General features: G+C 69.1%; 12 protein-coding genes. 4 read left to right on the forward strand and 8 right to left on the reverse strand.

All coding sequences use genetic code 11. From position 1 onward, the window contains the following. Positions 1 to 43: 43 nt before the first annotated feature. From BLW44_RS14025 to yicI, 3 genes are read left to right on the forward strand one after another with little or no spacing between them, the layout of a single operon-like run. Positions 44 to 1,009, forward strand: coding sequence for a carbohydrate ABC transporter permease (locus BLW44_RS14025; RefSeq protein ID WP_060927973.1), 966 nt, complete (start codon positions 44 to 46; stop codon positions 1,007 to 1,009). Next, a complete protein-coding gene (locus tag BLW44_RS14030; protein WP_139305288.1) occupies positions 1,009 to 1,896 on the forward strand; it encodes a carbohydrate ABC transporter permease in 888 nt (295 codons plus the stop codon). Before BLW44_RS14025 ends, BLW44_RS14030 begins: the two co-directional genes overlap by 1 nt. Beyond that, positions 1,896 to 4,130, forward strand: coding sequence for an alpha-xylosidase (yicI, locus tag BLW44_RS14035; protein WP_060927972.1), 2,235 nt, complete (start codon positions 1,896 to 1,898; stop codon positions 4,128 to 4,130). The genes BLW44_RS14030 and yicI overlap by 1 nt, the downstream gene beginning before the upstream one ends. 29 nt (positions 4,131 to 4,159) lie before the next feature. Here yicI and BLW44_RS14040 read toward each other — a convergent pair whose 3' ends face one another. The 8 genes from BLW44_RS14040 to BLW44_RS14075 all read right to left on the reverse strand — a co-directional run bounded on the left by BLW44_RS14040 (position 4,160) and on the right by BLW44_RS14075 (position 15,142). After that, complete coding sequence (locus BLW44_RS14040) at positions 4,160 to 4,963, reverse strand: hypothetical protein (protein WP_060927971.1); 804 nt, start codon at positions 4,961 to 4,963, stop codon at positions 4,160 to 4,162. Positions 4,964 to 5,325: 362 nt separating this feature from the next. Beyond that, the gene (locus BLW44_RS14045; protein ID WP_060927970.1) at positions 5,326 to 7,140 is read right to left on the reverse strand and encodes an ABC transporter ATP-binding protein; all 1,815 of its coding nucleotides are present in this window, start codon (positions 7,138 to 7,140) and stop codon (positions 5,326 to 5,328) included. After that, a complete protein-coding gene (locus tag BLW44_RS14050; protein WP_060927969.1) occupies positions 7,137 to 9,068 on the reverse strand; it encodes an ABC transporter ATP-binding protein in 1,932 nt (643 codons plus the stop codon). Before BLW44_RS14050 ends, BLW44_RS14045 begins: the two co-directional genes overlap by 4 nt. A 336-nt stretch (positions 9,069 to 9,404) precedes the next feature. Next, positions 9,405 to 9,902: a methylated-DNA--[protein]-cysteine S-methyltransferase gene (locus tag BLW44_RS14055; RefSeq protein ID WP_060927968.1), complete on the reverse strand. Its 498-nt coding sequence runs from the start codon at positions 9,900 to 9,902 to the stop codon at positions 9,405 to 9,407. After that, on the reverse strand, positions 9,899 to 11,395 hold the full coding sequence (locus BLW44_RS14060; protein WP_060927967.1) for a DNA-3-methyladenine glycosylase 2 family protein: 1,497 nt from the start codon (positions 11,393 to 11,395) through the stop codon (positions 9,899 to 9,901). The genes BLW44_RS14055 and BLW44_RS14060 overlap by 4 nt, the downstream gene beginning before the upstream one ends. A gap of 87 nt (positions 11,396 to 11,482) precedes the next feature. Continuing rightward, complete coding sequence (gene purH, locus BLW44_RS14065; RefSeq protein WP_060927966.1) at positions 11,483 to 13,090, reverse strand: bifunctional phosphoribosylaminoimidazolecarboxamide formyltransferase/IMP cyclohydrolase; 1,608 nt, start codon at positions 13,088 to 13,090, stop codon at positions 11,483 to 11,485. 41 nt (positions 13,091 to 13,131) lie between these two features. Further along, the gene (purN, locus tag BLW44_RS14070; protein ID WP_060927965.1) at positions 13,132 to 13,719 is read right to left on the reverse strand and encodes a phosphoribosylglycinamide formyltransferase; all 588 of its coding nucleotides are present in this window, start codon (positions 13,717 to 13,719) and stop codon (positions 13,132 to 13,134) included. 43 nt (positions 13,720 to 13,762) lie between these two features. Then, positions 13,763 to 15,142 (reverse strand): cell division protein PerM, encoded by a 1,380-nt coding sequence (locus BLW44_RS14075; protein WP_074731846.1) that lies wholly within the window; start codon positions 15,140 to 15,142, stop codon positions 13,763 to 13,765. 91 nt (positions 15,143 to 15,233) lie between these two features. On the opposite strand from BLW44_RS14075, the gene BLW44_RS14080 reads away from it, so the two are divergent. Next, the gene (locus BLW44_RS14080; protein WP_060928715.1) at positions 15,234 to 16,691 is read left to right on the forward strand and encodes an NCS2 family permease; all 1,458 of its coding nucleotides are present in this window, start codon (positions 15,234 to 15,236) and stop codon (positions 16,689 to 16,691) included. The last annotated feature ends 58 nt before the right edge of the window (positions 16,692 to 16,749 follow it).

Below are 16,749 nucleotides of genomic sequence, written 5' to 3' on the forward strand. Positions count from 1 at the left end.
GACGGCCGCACTTCGTCGCCCCCGCATCTTCCTGGAGATGAACATGTCACTCGCCACACGCCGCGAGGGCCGCACGAAGCTGCCGCCCGAAGAGCCCTCGATCCCGCAGCGCAGCGGTGGGACGGGCGCCTACTGGATGTACCTGCTGCCCGGCTTCATCCTGCTGCTCATCGTCGTCATCGTCCCGCTCGTCTGGAACGTCTATCTGACCTTCACGAAGTGGAAGGGCGTGCGCACGCCGGAGTTCATCGGCCTCGAGAACTGGCAGAAGATCCTCACCGACAGCGACTTCTGGACCTCGTTCACGAACTCGGTGTGGATGATCATCGCCATGGTCGTCGTGCCCACGATCGTCGGGCTCATCGTCGCCGCGCTCCTGTTCGACGTCGTCGGCCGCAAGTTCGGCGGCCGGGTCGGCAGCTTCCTGCGCGCGACCTACTACCTCCCCCAGATCCTGCCCATCGCGGTCGCCGGCATCGTGATCGGCTGGATCGTGCGGCCAGGTGGTGACGGTGCGCTGAACCAGATCCTCGGCTGGTTCGGCATCCCCGCCTACGACTGGCTCGGCCAGATGCCCTCCGCGCTCATCGTGCTGATGGTGGTCATGGTCTGGGTCCAGCTCGGCTACCCCGTCGTCGTCTTCATGGCGGCGCTGCAGCGCGTCGACCCCGAGCTCTACGAGGCCGCCGAACTCGACGGCGCCAACTGGTTCCAGCGCTTCTCGGCGATCACCATGAGCATCATCCGCCCGGAGATCTTCGTCGTGACCCTGACCTGCACGATCGCTGCACTCAAGGTCTTCGGCCCCGTCTACATCATCACCCGCGGCGGCCCCGCCGGCGCCACCCTGGTGCCCGCGTACTACGCCTACCAGGAGTTCTTCACGAAGCGGAACGTCGGCTACGGCGCGACCATCGCCACCGTGCTGACCATCGTCGTGGTTATCGTGTCGATCATCTTCATCCGCGTGCAGAACTCTCTCGAGCGCAAGGAAAGGGCGGGTCTCTGATGCACGCCACCACCGCCATCGTCACCGGCAAACCGGCAACCAGCCGTCCGCGCGGCGGCATGACCAAGAAGCGTCCGATCGACTGGCTCATGCTCGCCCTCGTCGTGATCGGCGCGCTGCTCATCATCGCGCCGTTCTACCTCGTCGTCGTGAACTCCTTCAAGTCGCCCGTGGACTACGCGACGTCAGGACCGCTCGCCTTGCCCGAGACTCTGGACTTCGGCGGGATCATCAAGTTCTGGGAGCGCGTGAACTTCCCCGAGAAGGTGTGGAACTCGCTCTTCATCGCCGGCGTCGTCTCGGTGCTGGCCGTCGTCATCTCGATGCTCAACGCCTTCGCGATCGGCATCGGCCGCGTGCGCGGACGCAGCTGGATCGTGCTGCTGTTCCTGCTCGCGAACCTGTTGCCGCAGGAGGCGCTGCTCTACCCGCTGTACTACATGTTCAAATCCGTCGGCCTGTACGACAACGTGTGGTCGGTCATCATCGTCTTCACAGTGATCCAGGCGGCGTTCGGCACGTACCTGTTGTCCTCCGTCTACGGCACCTTCCCGAAGGAGATCCTCGAGGCGGCGTCCCTCGACGGCGCGAGCCGCTGGCAGATCCTCTGGCGGGTCGTGTTCCCGATCAGCCGTCCGACCCTGTCGGTGCTGCTCATCTTCTTCTTCATCTGGACGTGGAACGAGTTCCTGATCCCGCTGACCTTCCTCGCGTCGAACGCCAACCAGACGGTTCCCGTGGCGATCAGCGTGCTGCAGGGCGACCGGCTCATGGACGTCACGACGACGAGCGCGTCAGCGCTGCTCGGCATCATCCCCACGCTCATCTTCTTCCTCATCTTCCAGCGCACCCTCACACGCGGCATCACGGCAGGAGCAGTCAAGTAATGAAGTTCACCGACGGGTTCTGGCAGCTGCGCCCAGGGGTCACCGCGCTGTACGCGCAGGAGGCCTATGACATCGCCGAGACCACCGACACCCCCGACGGGCGAGGAATCGTCATCACGGCGCCCACCATGGTGATCGCCAAGCGCGGCGACACCCTGAACCGTCCCGTGCTCACGACCACGCTCTCGTCTCCCGCCGAAGGGGTGGTGCGCGTGCGCATCGCCCACCACGAAGGCGGACACTGGCACGGTGGGTTCGGCCTTCCCGGCGCAGCATCGGGGGCCGCCTCTGTGTCCGCGAGCGAGGCGGGGGGCGTCCTGGATGCCGGTTCGCTCGTCGCCCGGATCGCGCCCGGCGCGCCCTGGGACCTCTCCTTCGAGGTCGACGGCAGACGTGTGACCGGAAGCGGACACAAGGCCCAGGGCTACATCCGGCTCGCTCCGGACGCGCAGGTGGATGCCGGGATCGTCGACAACGCCCGCCAGGGCGGTTCGACCCCCCGCGGATCCGTCTTCGTGCACGAGCAGCTCGACCTCGGGGTCGGCGAGCTGATCTACGGTCTCGGCGAGCGCTTCGGCCCGCTGGTGAAGAACGGCCAGTCGGTCGACATCTGGAACGCCGACGGCGGCACGTCCAGCGAGCAGGCGTACAAGAGCATCCCCTTCCATCTCTCGAACCGCGGGTACGGAGTGCTCGTGAACGACCCCGGTCACGTGGCATATGAGATCGGCTCGGAGTCGGTCGAGCGCGTGCAGTTCTCGGTCTCGGGCGAGGTGCTCGAGTACTTCGTCATCGCCGGCCCGACGCCGAAGGAGGTCCTGGGCCGCTACACCGCGCTCACCGGGCGACCGCCGGTGGTGCCCGCCTGGTCATACGGGCTCTGGCTGTCGACGAGCTTCACGACCGACTACGACGAGCAGACGGTCACCTCCTTCATCGACGAGATGGCGGCGCGGGAGCTGCCGGTGTCGGTGTTCCACTTCGACTGCTTCTGGATGCGGGAGTTCAACTGGACCGACTTCGTCTGGGATTCGCGGGTGTTCCCCGATCCCGAGGGCATGCTGTCGCGACTGCACGACAAGGACCTCCGCGTCTGCGTCTGGATCAACCCCTACATCGCGCAGCGCTCCCCCCTGTTCCGCGAAGCCGCCGATCAGGGCTTCCTCGTGCGGCGCGCCGACGGATCGGTCTGGCAGTGGGACCTGTGGCAGGCGGGGATGGGACTCGTGGACTTCACGAACCCCGATGCCACAGCCTGGTACCAGGGCAAGCTCCGCGGGCTGATCGCGCAGGGTGTCGACTGCTTCAAGACAGACTTCGGCGAGCGCATCCCGACCGAGGTCGTGTGGGCCGACCGCTCGGACCCCGCGCGCATGCACAACCTGTACACCGACCTCTACAACCGTGCGGTGCACGACGTGCTGGTCGAAGCCCGTGGCGCCGACGACGCCGTGCTGTTCGCGCGCTCGGCGACCGCCGGCGGCCAGAGCATGCCTGTGCACTGGGGCGGCGACTCCACGTCGACCTATGCCTCGATGGCCGAGACCCTGCGCGGCGGGCTCTCCCTGGCGCTCAGCGGGTTCGCGTTCTGGAGCCACGACATCGGCGGGTTCGAGGGCACTCCGGATGCCGGGGTCTTCAAGCGCTGGACGGCCTTCGGCCTGCTCGGCTCGCACTCCCGCTTCCACGGCTCCAGCTCCTACCGGGTGCCGTGGGCCTTCGACGAAGAGGCCGTAGACGTGACGAGGCGCTTCACGCACCTCAAGATGCAGCTGATGCCGTACCTGTACCAACAGGGCATCGACGCCTCGCGAACCGGGCTGCCGGTGATGCGCCCGATGCAGCTGGAGTTCCCCGACGACCCCGCCGCCGGGTACCTCGACCGTCAGTACATGCTCGGGGCGGACCTGCTCGTCGCTCCCGTGTTCTCGGAGGACGGGGCCGTGGAGTTCTATCTGCCGGAGGGCGAGTGGACCTCGCTCCTGAGTGGGGAGACGGTGATCGGCGGGGGCTGGCGGCGGGAGACCCATGCCTTCGACTCGCTGCCGCTCTATGTGCGGCCGGGCACAGCGCTCCCCTGGGGTGCGCGCACCGACAGGCCGGACTACGACTACCACGACGGCCTTCGACTGCGGGTGTTCCCGGGCGGATCAGGATCGGCGTCGGTGAGGGTGACGAGCCCCGATGGTCGCGAGCGCGTCTACGAGGTCGATCTCTCGGAGGTGACCGGCTGACCGCCTCCGACCGAGGCCGGGGCGGGCGGTCAGCGCTTGTCAGGACGCTTGCGATCGTTCCACGCGGCGAGAGCGGATGCTGCGGCCCCCGCAGCGCGATCGATCGCCTCGGCTGACCGGCTGAGCATGTCCTGCGCCGCATCCTGCCAGGCCGATGTCGACTGCGGCGCCTCGCCGGCGCGCACTCTGGCGGCGTACTCGGCCGCCTCGAACGCGCGCTCCAACTCCGACACGGCGTCACGATAGGCGGCGAACTCAGCCGGCGCTGCGGCGCTGTCCGCGGCGCGCCGAGCCTCGACGGCGCGACCGGCGGCACGCAGGTATTCCGCCGTGGCCGGCTGCTTGACGTCGGTCATCTCCGGGTAGGAGATCTGCAGTGCGGGGTCGGTCTCGTACCGCATCCAGCGCGCGACGAGCGCCTCGTGCTGCGCGTGCAGCCTCTCCAACGGACGCGGCTCGGAGGCGGCGGGAATCGCGGCGCGAGCGGCATTGACCCGCACCTGCTTGGCACGCACGTCGGCCGCAGCGGCCTTGGCGTCGTTCTCCTTGGCGCGCAGGATCCGCTTGGCGCCGGCGAGCTGATCCGAGGTCGCGCGGCGCGCGCTGCGCTCCGCCGCGATGCGAGCGACGTCGGCGCGAGCCAGTTTGACCGACATCCTCCGCTCCACCGAGGTCTGCTGGGCGGCCTTGAGGTCATGGCGAGCCGCGTCGTACTCCAGCCGTCGTCCGCTCCGCCTGCTGCGGCGTCGCAGACCGTATCCCCCGGCGGCGACTCCGCCGGCTGCGACGGGCGCGATCCACCACCACTCGACGGCGAGCAGCAACGGGTCCATGCTTCGATGCTACCCAGCACCGCGCGTCGCCGCGCCGTCAGAGCGCCGACTGGGGCATCCTCTACCGCCCCCGCCGATCCGCTGCGGGGTCAATAACGCACCGCTGGACCGCTGCGGGGTCAATAACGCACCGCAAAAGGCTCCCAGAGGTGCTCAATTGACCCCGACAGGAGCGGCGGGCGAGAGGAAAGGGGGCGGGCGAGAGGAAAGGGGGCGGGCGAGAGGAAGGGCGGCGGGCGAGAGGTAGCGGCGGACCAAGGGCGGACGAGATCGACGGCGCTCGCGGAGTGAGCGCACGACTGCGGCCGCGACCGATGATCGGTCGCGGCCGCAGTGCGCTCGTCCTCAGCGGGTCGGCAGTGTCACACCAGCGTCTGCTGCCAGGCGGCGTGGAGCTGGGCGAACTTGCCCGTGCCCCCGATCAGGGAGTCGGGAGTGTCATCCTCGATGATCCGCCCGTGCTCCATGACCAGCACCCGATCGGCGATGGCCACAGTCGAGAGCCGGTGGGCGATGATGATCGCCGTGCGGTCCTTCAACAGTGTCTGCAGCGCGTCCTGGATGAGCCGCTCCGACGGGATGTCGAGCGAAGCTGTGGCCTCATCGAGGATCAGCACCGCGGGGTCGGCGAGGAACGCCCGTGCGAACGAGATCAGCTGGCGCTGCCCCGCCGACACGCGGCCGCCGCGCTTGTTGACGTCGGTGCCGTAGCCGTCAGGGAGCGACGAGATGAATCCATCGGCACCCACCGCCCGCGCAGCCGCCCTGATCTCCTCGAGCGAGGCGTCCGGCTTGCCGAGCGCGATGTTGTCGGCCACGGTCCCGCTGAACAGGTACGCCTCCTGGGTCACCATGACGATGGCCCGTCGGAGATCCTTCGGATGCAGATCGCGCAGGTCGACCCCGTCGAGGGTGACGGTACCGATCGAGGGGTCGTAGAACCGCGAGATCAGCTTCGCCAGCGTCGACTTGCCCGCACCCGTCGTCCCGACCAGGGCGATCGTCTGACCCGCTGGGATGTCGAGGGAGAAGTTCGGCAGGATCGTCTTCTCGCCGTTGTATCCGAAGGTCACCTCGTCGAACCTGACATGCCCGCGCGACTCCCAGAGGTCGACCGGCTTCTCGGGGTCCGGCACCGTCGGCACCTCTTCGAGGACGCCGGAGACCTTCTCCAGGGCGGCCGTCGCCGACTGGTAGGAGTTCAGGAACATCGCGATCTCCTGCATCGGCGCGAAGAAGTTGCGCACGTACAGCACGGCGGACAGGAGCACACCGACCGTCAGAGCTCCGTCGGAGACCCGGATGCCGCCCCACAGCACGACGATGCCGAGCACCAGTGCCGCGACGCCCATCAGGCCCGGCTCGAACGTGCCGAACAGCAGCATCGAGCGCCGGTTCACGTCCCGGTAGTCTCCGGCGATCTTCTGGAAGGTCGCGTCGTTACGCGGCTCCTTGCGGAACGCCTTGACCGCGCGGATGCCCGTCATGGTCTCGACGAACTGCACGATGACCTTGGCGCTGATCACCCGCGACTCGCGGTACACGAGCTGCGAGCGCGAATAGAACCAGCGCATCAGGAAGAACAGCGGCACGCCGCCGATCGCGAGGATGAGTCCGGACTGCCAATCCCACACGCACAGCGCGATGAAGGTGAACAGGCCGAACAGCACACCCGAGACGAGTTCGTTCAGGCCGCCGTCGAGCAGCTCCTTGATCGAGTCCAGGTCGCTCGTCTGGCGGGAGATGATGCGCCCCGACGTGTATGACTCGTGGAACTCCAGGCTCAGCCGCTGCGTGTGCAGGAAGATCCGCTTGCGCAGATCCAGCAGCACGGCCTGGGTGAGCTTTGCCGCGATGATCACGTACCAGGCGATCATCGCCGCGGCCACGGCACCGGCGAGAAGGTAGATGCCGCCGATCATGAAGGTCGGCATCCAGTCGGCACGCTCGAGCACGGCGGGGAGCGCGCGGTCGAGACCGATGCTGATCAGGATCGGTCCGGCGACCTGCAGCGCGGTGGAGATCACGAGCACGATCGCGGCGAGCGTGATCTGCGTCTTCAGCGGGCGCACGAGTGAGCCCAGCAGGCGCAGCGAGCGACGCCGGATGGCGCGGCTCTCCTCCCGGGTGTAGCGGGAGCGGTCCTCGTCCTGGGTTCCGGTGATGGCGGAGCTCATCGCTGCACCTCCTTCTCGGTGATGATGTCTTCGTCGGCGGCATCCTGCCGGATCCCGTCCTGGACGGCGGTCTCGATCTCGTCCTGCTCGTCGCGGATGATCGGGATCGCGCCGGTGCGCGCCGCCTCCTCCGCTTCGAGGCTGGAGATGACGTGACGGTAGTGACGGCTCGTCTTCAGCAGCTCGGAGTGGGTGCCGACCGCGGTGACGCGCCCGGACTCGAGCAGCGCCACGCGGTCGGCGAGGGCCACGGTCGACGGGCGGTGGGCCACGATCATCGCGGTCGTGTCGGCGAGCACATGACGCAGCGCCTCCTCGACCAGGGCCTCGGTGTCGACGTCGAGCGCAGACAGCGGGTCGTCGAGGACGAGCACCTTCGGGTCGGCAGCCACCGCGCGCGCGAGCGCGAGGCGCTGGCGCTGTCCGCCGGAGAGGCTCAGCCCCTCTTCGCCGATCACGGTCTCGACTCCCTCGGGGAGGGAATCGACGAACGACGCCTGCGCGACGTCGAGGGCCTCACGCAGCACGCGTTCGGCCTCCTCGCTGTGCACGTCGAGGTCTGCGCGTCCGAGCAGCACGTTCTCCCGCACGGTCGCAGAGAAGAGCGTCGCGTCCTCGAACGCCATCGCGATGTGCTGACGCAGCTCGGCCAGCGGCAGGTCGCGCACGTCGACGCCGTCGAGGGTCACCCGGCCGCCCGTGACGTCGTACAGACGCGTCGGCAGCGTCGTCAGGGTGGTCTTGCCGCTTCCGGTGAGACCGACCAGAGCCATGGTCTCGCCGGGGCGCAGCACGAGATCGATCCCGTCGAGCAGGTCGCGCTCGTGCGATCCCGCGTCCTGGTAGCGGAAGTGCGCCGCCTCGAATGCGAGCTCTCCGCGGGGCTCCGCGATGTGCACCGGATTCTCCGGGTCGGTGATCGTGTTCGTCTCCGAGTAGATGTCGAACACCCGGTCGGTGGCCGTACGTGCATCGAGCATGAACGAGAACAGGAAGCCGATCGACTCGATGGGCCAGCGCAGGACGACCGCCATCGCGAAGAACGCGAACAGCTGGGCCTGGTCGATCTCACCCTGCGAGATCAGCCAGATGCCGGACATGAGGCTCAGGCCGAAGGCGATCTGCGGCATGAGGTCGAGCCAGAACCAGATGGACGCGATCGCGCCCGCCTTGCTCATCTCGGTCTCCCGCAGCGTCTCGGCCTGGCGGCTGAATCGGCTCAGCGCATGCTTGCCCCGGCCGAAGGCCTTGAGCACGCGGATGCCGTGCACGCTCTCCTCGACGCTGGTCGCGAGGTCACCGGCCTGATCCTGGCTGCGGCGGGTGAGGGCGCCGTAGCGCTTCTCGAAGAGGTAGCCGCGGATCCACAGCGGGATGGCGGTGACGATGAAGATGACGCCCAGCAGCCAGTGCCAGCGGAACAGCAGCACGGACCCGATGATGATCGTCAGCACGTTGACCACGAGCAGCACCAGACCGAAGGCCAGCCACCGGCGGATGAGGCCGATGTCCTGCATCATGCGGCTCAGCAGCTGGCCGGACTGCCAGCGGTCGTGGAACGAGACCGGCAGCGTCTGCAGACGCGAGTACAGCTCGGTGCGCATCTTGTATTCGACCTGCGTGGCGGGGTTGAGCACGAACTGGCGACGCAGCCACACCATGAGCGCCTCGCCGAGGGCGAGGCCGAACACGGCGAGCGCACCCCACGCGATCGCGTCGATCGCTCCGGTCTGCACGGGTCCGCGGATGATCTGCTCGAGGACGATCGGGATCATCAGGGCGATGATCGCCGCGACGAGCGCGCTGGCGGCACCGCCGGCGAGCCGCCAGATGGCCGGTTTCACGAAGGGCTTCAGGCGCCACAGTGCGGCCGGTGTGGAGAGGGAGGACGAGGAGGAGGCGTTCTGCGATGAAGGCGAGGAAGACATGTCTCTCAGACGAGTTTCGTATGGGGAAGCGGTAGCTGGAGGGGTCGGACGCAGCAGCGGACTCGTCGAGTCCGGCATCCGAAGAGGTGGTGCGTGTCGGAAGAGGCTCTAGCGCAGCGGTCGCACCGGGGTCGAGCCGAGAGTGGCGATCTGCGCAGCGGCGATCGTTGTCATGGTGTCCTCCTCAGGGGCTCGGCTGTGTCGTCCGGTCGGTGCGACAGCCCACCAGCCTATTCCTGTGAACAAGCTGAGCGCAAGAGAGATTCCCGATCGGTTTCGGAGCGCCTCCTCGCGCTCGATCCCCGCTCCCCTGCTGGACGCCCTTGGCCCCTCGGCTCAGCGCTCGCCGGCCTCGCGCGCCAGGAGGCTCGACTTGACATCCAGACCCCAGGCGAACCCGCCGAGGGTTCCGTCCGACCGCAGCACGCGGTGGCACGGTACGAAGAGTGCAGGCGCGTTCCTGGCGCAGATCGACGCTGCAGCGCGCACGGCCCGGGGGTTTCCGAGCTGCGCGGCGAAGGACGTGTAGGTCAGCGGCTCACCGGGGGTGATCCGGCGCAACGCGGCCCACCCCGCGAGCTGCAGCTCCGTGCCCGTCTGGGCGACCTCGACGCCGTCGATCGCCGTCACCTCACCCGCGTAGAAGGCGCGGACCGCCGCCGCGGCATCCGTGTCGCCCTCCGTGATGCGGGCAGGACGGGTGGCCGTCGAGAGCCGCGCGACGATCGCCGCCCGGTCCGCCGTCCATCCGGAGGCGAGCACGCGCTGCCGGTCGTCGGCCAGGATCGTGAAGGGGCCGTCGGCGGTGTCGATGGTCTGGATGAGAGCGGTCATGGTGTCTCCTTCTGGGCGACGGTCGTGATCGGGCGTGCGGAACGCGGCGTCCGCACAGGTGCTGCGCGCCAGAGGTGGGCGCTGAGGTAACTGCGCCAGGGGGCGGTACGCTCCGCCCAGACGGTGAGCGGTCGCGCCTCGCCCGGGAGCCCTGCAGCAGCGGCGCCGGCGCGGAGCGCGACGTCACCGGGGAGCAGGATGTCGGGATCGCCGAGCACGCGCATCCGCACGTAGTCCGCCGTCCAGGGGCCGATTCCCGGCATGGCGAGGAGGGCGGCGCGCTGGTCGACCCCGTCATCCCCGACGGTCAGCCGGAGCGAGCCGTCGGCGAGCGCGGCGGCAGCTCCGACGATCGCCCCGATCCGGGCCGCCGGGCCTCGCAGGACCTCTGCGCCGTGCTCGGCGATCGCCGTCATCGTCGGGAACAGCAATCCCTGCTCGGTGCGCTCGCCCAGAGCATCCGTCAGCGCGGTGAGGGCCGTCCTGGCGGCGACGACGGTGATCTGCTGGCCGATCATGGCGCGGATGAGCATCTCGTGCGGGTCGGCGGAGCCCGGCACGCGGATGCCGGGCGTGCGCGCGACCAGCGGGGCGAGCTCGGGGTGCACGCTGAGCGCCTGGTCGACGGCGAGCGGATCGGCGTCGAGGTCGAAGATGCGCCGCACGGTGGAGACGAGCGGCGCGAGATCGCCGAGCCGCGCGACGCGGGCGCGCAGGTGCAGGCGCTCGGAGGCGTCGCTGCTCACCTCGAACCACGCCGGTCCACCCGCCATCCGCAGATGCCGTGAGAACGAGGTGGCGGTGGCCTCCTCGACACCCGAGACCGCGCGTGCAGCCATCCACTGGAAGATGCCGGATGCGTCGAAGGGGCCGCGATACGGCAGGACGAGGTCGATCGCCCCGGGAGCGGCGGATGCCGGCAGCCGCCGTCGCGCCCTCAGCTCGCCCGGCGTGAGTGAGAACACCTCGCGGATCGTGTCGTTGCACTGCCGGATGCTGGCGAATCCCGCCGAGAAGGCCACGTCGGAGATGGGCATGTCGGTGCCGACGAGGAGCATCCGCGCCGTATGCGCGCGGTGAGCTCTGGCGAGCGCGAGAGGGCCGGCTCCGAGCTCGGTCGACAGCAGCCTGGTGAGGTGCCTGGTCGAGTATCCGAGCCGCACGGCCAGGCCGGACACGCCTTCGCGCTCGACCACCCCGGAGGCGATCAGCCGCATCGCCCGCGCCGCCACGTCGCCGCGCAGATCCCAGGCCGGGGAGCCGGGAGCGGCCTCGGGGAGACAGCGCTTGCAGGCGCGGAAGCCGGCCTCGTGCGCGGCGGCGCTGGTCGGATAGAACGTGACGTTCTGCGGCTTCGGCGTGCGCGCGGGGCAGCTCGGGCGGCAGTAGATGCCAGTGGAGCGCACCGCCGTGACGAACTGCCCGTCGAAGCGGGTATCGCGGGCGCTGATCGCTCGATACCGCTCGTCGAAGTCCGTCGTGGGGAAGCTCATGCCTCCACTCTGCCATCGACCCCGGACACCGGCTGGCGGAAATCGGACATCGCTGTCCCGGTCCGCCACCGGCGTCCGGCCGATGCCTCAGTGGAAGAAGTGACGCTCTCCCGTGAAGAACATCGTGACGCCCGCCTTGCGAGCGGCATCCACGACCTCTTCATCGCGCACCGAGCCGCCGGGCTGCACGATCGCGGTGACACCAGCGTCGATGAGCACCTGAGCGCCGTCGGCGAACGGGAAGAACGCGTCGGAGGAGGCGACGGAGCCGGCAGCGCGGTCTCCTGCACGCTCGACCGCGAGGCGGCACGAGTCGACGCGGTTGACCTGGCCCATGCCGACGCCGACGGTGGCGTTGTCCTTCGCGAGCACGATCGCGTTCGACTTGACCGCACGGCAGGCCTTCCACGCGAAGATGAGGTTCTCCATCTCCTCGTCGCTCGGACGCTCTCCCGAGACGAGCTCCCAGTTCTTCGCGACCGACACGATGTCGTCGGGGAAGCGGTCGGCGTCCTGCAGCAGCAGGCCGCCCGACACGAGACGCACGTCGGAGCGCTCCTGCTGCCAGTCCTCGGGCAGCTGCAGGAGGCGGAGGTTCTTCTTCGCCTTGAAGACCTCGAGGGCGGCCGGCTCGAACGAGGGCGCGACGATCACCTCAGTGAAGATGTCCTTCAAGTTCTCCGCCATCTTGAGCGTCACCGTGCCGTTGGCAGCGATGACCCCGCCGTAGGCCGACACCGGGTCGCACTCGTGGGCACGCAGATGCGCGCTGGCGATCGGGTCCAGCGCGTTCGGGGCGGTGGTCGCGATGCCGCAGGGGTTCGCGTGCTTGATGATGGCGACGGCGGGCTTGACCATGTCGTAGGCGGCGCGCAGCGCGGCATCCGCATCGACGTAGTTGTTGTACGACATCTCCTTGCCCTGCAGCTGCGTCGCCTGGGCGATGCCGTGGCCGCCGACGCGGGTGTAGATGGCACCGCGCTGGTGCGAGTTCTCGCCGTAGCGGAGCGTCGCGAGGCGCTCGGCCTGGATCGTCAGGTGGGTCGGCAGGTCCTCCCCGTCGCCGAGCGTGCCCTCGGCGAACCACGACGCGACGGCCGTGTCGTAGGCCGCCGTGTGCGCGAAGGCACGGGCGGCGAGCTCGCGACGCTGGGTCAGCGTGGTACCGCCGTCTGCGATCGCCGAGATGATGCCGGGGTAGGACTGCGGCGAGACGACGATCGCCACGTTCGCGTGGTTCTTCGCGGCGGCGCGCACCATGGCGGGGCCGCCGATGTCGATCTGCTCGACGACGTCATCACCCTCGGCCCCCGAGGCGACCGTCTCGATGAACGGGTAGAGGTTCACGACGACGAGCTCGAAGGGAGCGATGTCGAGGTCGGCGAGCTGGCGCTCATGGTCCTCGAGACGCAGGTCGGCGAGCAGTCCACCGTGGATCTTCGGATGCAGCGTCTTCACCCGGCCGTCGAGCATCTCGGCGACGCCCGTGACGGCGGCGACGTCGGTGACCTCGAAACCGGCCTCACGGATGGTCGCGGCGGTCGAGCCGGTCGAGACGATCTGCACTCCGGCGTCCGCGAGGGCCTTCGCGAGCACCAGGAGGTCGGTCTTGTCGCTCACCGAGACGAGTGCGCGACGGACGGGGACGGTGTCGCGATCGCGGTACAGCGAGTGGTCGTGGCGGGGGCCGGCCATGATGGGCTCCTTCGTGCGAGGGGGGGCGTGCGTGGATCGGTTCAGGGTGCGGAGGTCAGCGACAGCTCACCGGTCGCGATGCGCTGCACCACGTCGATGAGGAGTCGGCGTTCGACGGGCTTGATGCGCTCGTGCAGTGTGTGCTCGGTGTCGCCGTCGAGGATCGGCACGCGCTCCTGCGCGAGGATCGGTCCCGTGTCGACGCCGTCGTCGACGACGATCACGCTCGCGCCGGTCTCGGTGACACCGGCGGCGAGCGCGTCGCGGACGCCGTGTGCGCCGGGGAACTCCGGGAGGTACGCGGGATGCGTGTTGATGAGGCGCGGCGAGAGGGCGGCGACCAGTCCGGCCGGGAGCAGCCGCATCAGGCCGCTGAGCACGACCAGGTCGGCGTTCCAGACGGCCAGCTGACGTCCGAGCTCCTCTCCCCATGCCTCGCGCGACTCGTGCTGGTGCCACGGGACGGTGAAGCGGGGGATGCCGAACTCCTCGGCGTGGGCGAGTCCGTCGGCTTCGCGGTCGGCTCCGACGACCACGACCCTGGCACGGAAATCGGGGTGACGAGCGGCCTCGAGGAGGGCGCGAAGGTTCGAGCCGGTGCCCGAGATGAGAACGGCGACCGTGAGCACGCGCCCAGTCTACCGGGGCCGACGGCGGGCCCCGAGCCGCATGTCAGAGCAGCGGATCGCCGGGGTCCCGACGCGGAAGTCGGAACTCGTCGACCGGGGCCGTCACGGTGGGGAACGGGTCGCCCTGCACCGGGCGGACCGCGGATGACGACGCACCGTCGCCGTGCAGATCGGAGGCGCTCATCTCGGCGATCCACCGATCCGTCCGCTCCTCGGCGAGCTCATCCCGGTGACGCGGCGAGAGCAACAGGATCGCGGCCCCCAGCAGCACCTCTCCGCCGAGCGCGAGGGCGAACGGCAGCACGGCGGGTCCGGCCTCGGCCAGACGCCCCGGCCCCATCGAGCCGCCGGCCAGCAGCGCGGCGATCGCGGCGACAGCGGCCGTCAGCACGCCGATGCCCGCGGCGATCGCGGCCCGCGGCGCGGCGCCGAGCGGCGTGCCCTCCCAGACGAGGCGCGAGCGCACCGCCCACCCCGCGAAGGCACCGACGCCGATCGGCACGATGATCACGATGAGCATCCAGATCGAGGTGCTCTCCGGCAGCAGCCCCAGGACCGGGATGCCCGGCACCACTCCGAGCTGCGTCCCGGCGGGAGACACGGCGGTGCCGACCCCGACCGCGAAGCCGGGCCCTGCGAGCCAGGACGCTGCCCACACGATGATCGTCGGGAGGTAGGCGAGATGACCGAGCGTGATGACCCCGGCCCCCAGGGCGTCGACGCGGGCGGCCTGGAAGAGAGCGACCACCTCACTGCCCCTCGTCGCGGTCAGGATCGCGACGGCCACGGCCGAGACCGCGGTCATGCCCACCACGGCGAACGCCGCGCCACGCACGGATGCGCTGGGGACAGGCCCCCAGTCGCCCCAGGAGTCGATCACGTCGTGCACCCGGTCGAGGAGCCCTCCGTCGCCGTCCTCCCAGGCGCTGCGCACGGCACCCGCCACAGCACCCACGAGGTAGACGACGGTCGGCAGCAGCACCGCCAGCACGAGCGGCACTCTGGCGGCTCCGAGCTTCGCGGTCAGAGCGACGCCGAGCGCGATCGCTCCGAAGGTCGCGGCACCGGAGACCGAGCCGAGCAGCCACGCGCCGGCACGGGCCGCGCGGCCCCCCGAGCGCGCCGCGAACAGCAGGGTGAAGAGCAGGAATGCCAGCGGGGTCACCGAGAGGGTGAAGGCGGCTGCGGCCGGCGCGATCCCCGTCGCCCTGAGCACGTCAGCGGACACATCGACATCGAGCGGCACACCGTGACCGAACTGCCACAGCGTCCCGGTCAGCGGCCAGAGCGCGCCCCAATCGGCTGTGACGCCGAACGAGAGCGTCCACAGGAGCGTGAGCGGCGCAAGGAGCACCACGAGTCCGACGGCCGCGGCGATGGCGGCATCGAAGGCGGCGAGGAGCGCGACGAGGAGGCGTTGCATATCGAATCGAGACTACGACGAGAACCCTGTCGTCGCCTGGGGGCGCGCGCGGCTCCGACGACACGATATCGTCTCCAGCGGAGGTTTCCCGATGACAACTGCCCCATCCCCCACCCGGTCCGAGGTCGAACCCACGAACGCTCTGGACCGCTTCTTCGAGATCAGCAAGCGCGGATCCACGATCGGCACCGAGATCCGAGGGGGCCTGGTGACGTTCGTCACGATGGCCTACATCGTGATCCTCAACCCGATCATCCTGTCCGGCTCGGCCGACGTCGCCGGCAACACGCTGGACTTCAGCGCCGTCGGAGCCGCGACAGCGCTCACCGCCGGCGTGATGACGATCCTGTTCGGCCTCATCACTCGCCTGCCGTTCGGCTTCGCCGCCGGCCTCGGCATCAACGCCTTCGTCGCGTTCTCCGTCGTCGGCCAGGTCACCTGGCCAGAGGCGATGGCGCTCGTGATGATCAACGGTCTCGTGATCGTCCTCCTGGCGGCGACCGGTCTGCGCAAGATGATCTTCGACGCCGTCCCGTTCCAGCTCAAGATCGCGATCACGGTCGGCATCGGCCTGTTCATCGCCTTCATCGGCTTCGTCAACTCCGGCTTCGTCACGTCCACCGGCAGCGCGTCCCCTCCGGTGGGTCTCGGAGTCGGCGGATCGGTCGCCACCGTTCCGACCGTCCTGTTCATCGTGACGCTGATCCTCACCGGCATCCTGGTCGCCCGCAAGGTCAAGGGCGGGCTCCTCATCGGCCTCGTCTCCGGCACGGTGCTCGCCGTGATCGTCGAGGCGATCTGGCACCTCGGTGCAGCATCCGACGACAACGCAGGGGGCTGGGGCCTCACGGTTCCGACCCTCACCGGTGCGCCGTTCGGTCTGCCCGATCTGAGCCTCATCGGCGCGGTCGACTTCGGCTTCGACTTCAGCAAGGTCAGCCTGGTCGCGATCGTGATGATCGTCTTCACCCTGGTCTTCTCGAACTTCTTCGACGCCATGGGTACGATGACCGGCCTCGCCAAGGAAGCCGATCTCGCGAACGAGAACGGCGACTTCCCCCGCATCAAGTCGGCGCTCGTCGTCGAGGGCGTCGGCGCGATCATCGGCGGTGGGACGTCATCATCGTCGAGCACGGTGTTCATCGAGTCCGGTGCCGGCATCGGCGAGGGCGCGCGCACCGGTTTCGCGAACCTCATCACGGGCGGCATGTTCCTGCTGGCGATGTTCCTCACCCCGCTCACCTCGATCGTCCCGACCGAGATCGCCGCGGCTGCCCTGGTTATCGTCGGCGCGATGATGATGGCGCAGATCAAGTACATCGACCTGACCGAGTTCAGCGTCCTCCTGCCGGTGTTCCTGACCGTCACGGTGATGCCGCTGACCTACTCGATCGCTAACGGCATCGGCGCGGGCTTCGTCAGCTGGGTCCTCGTGCAGGCGTTCTCCGGCAAGGCGCGGAGGATCAGCCCGCTGCTGTGGATCGTGGCCGCAGGCTTCGTGATCTTCTTCGCCCGCGGGCCGATCGAAGCGCTCTTCGGCGTCGCCTGAGCGAACGGATACGACAGGAGGGGCGGGTGCTGCGGCATCCGCCCCTCTCTTCGTCTGC

This window comes from Microbacterium hydrocarbonoxydans, assembly GCF_900105205.1.
Taxonomy (GTDB): domain Bacteria; phylum Actinomycetota; class Actinomycetes; order Actinomycetales; family Microbacteriaceae; genus Microbacterium; species Microbacterium hydrocarbonoxydans.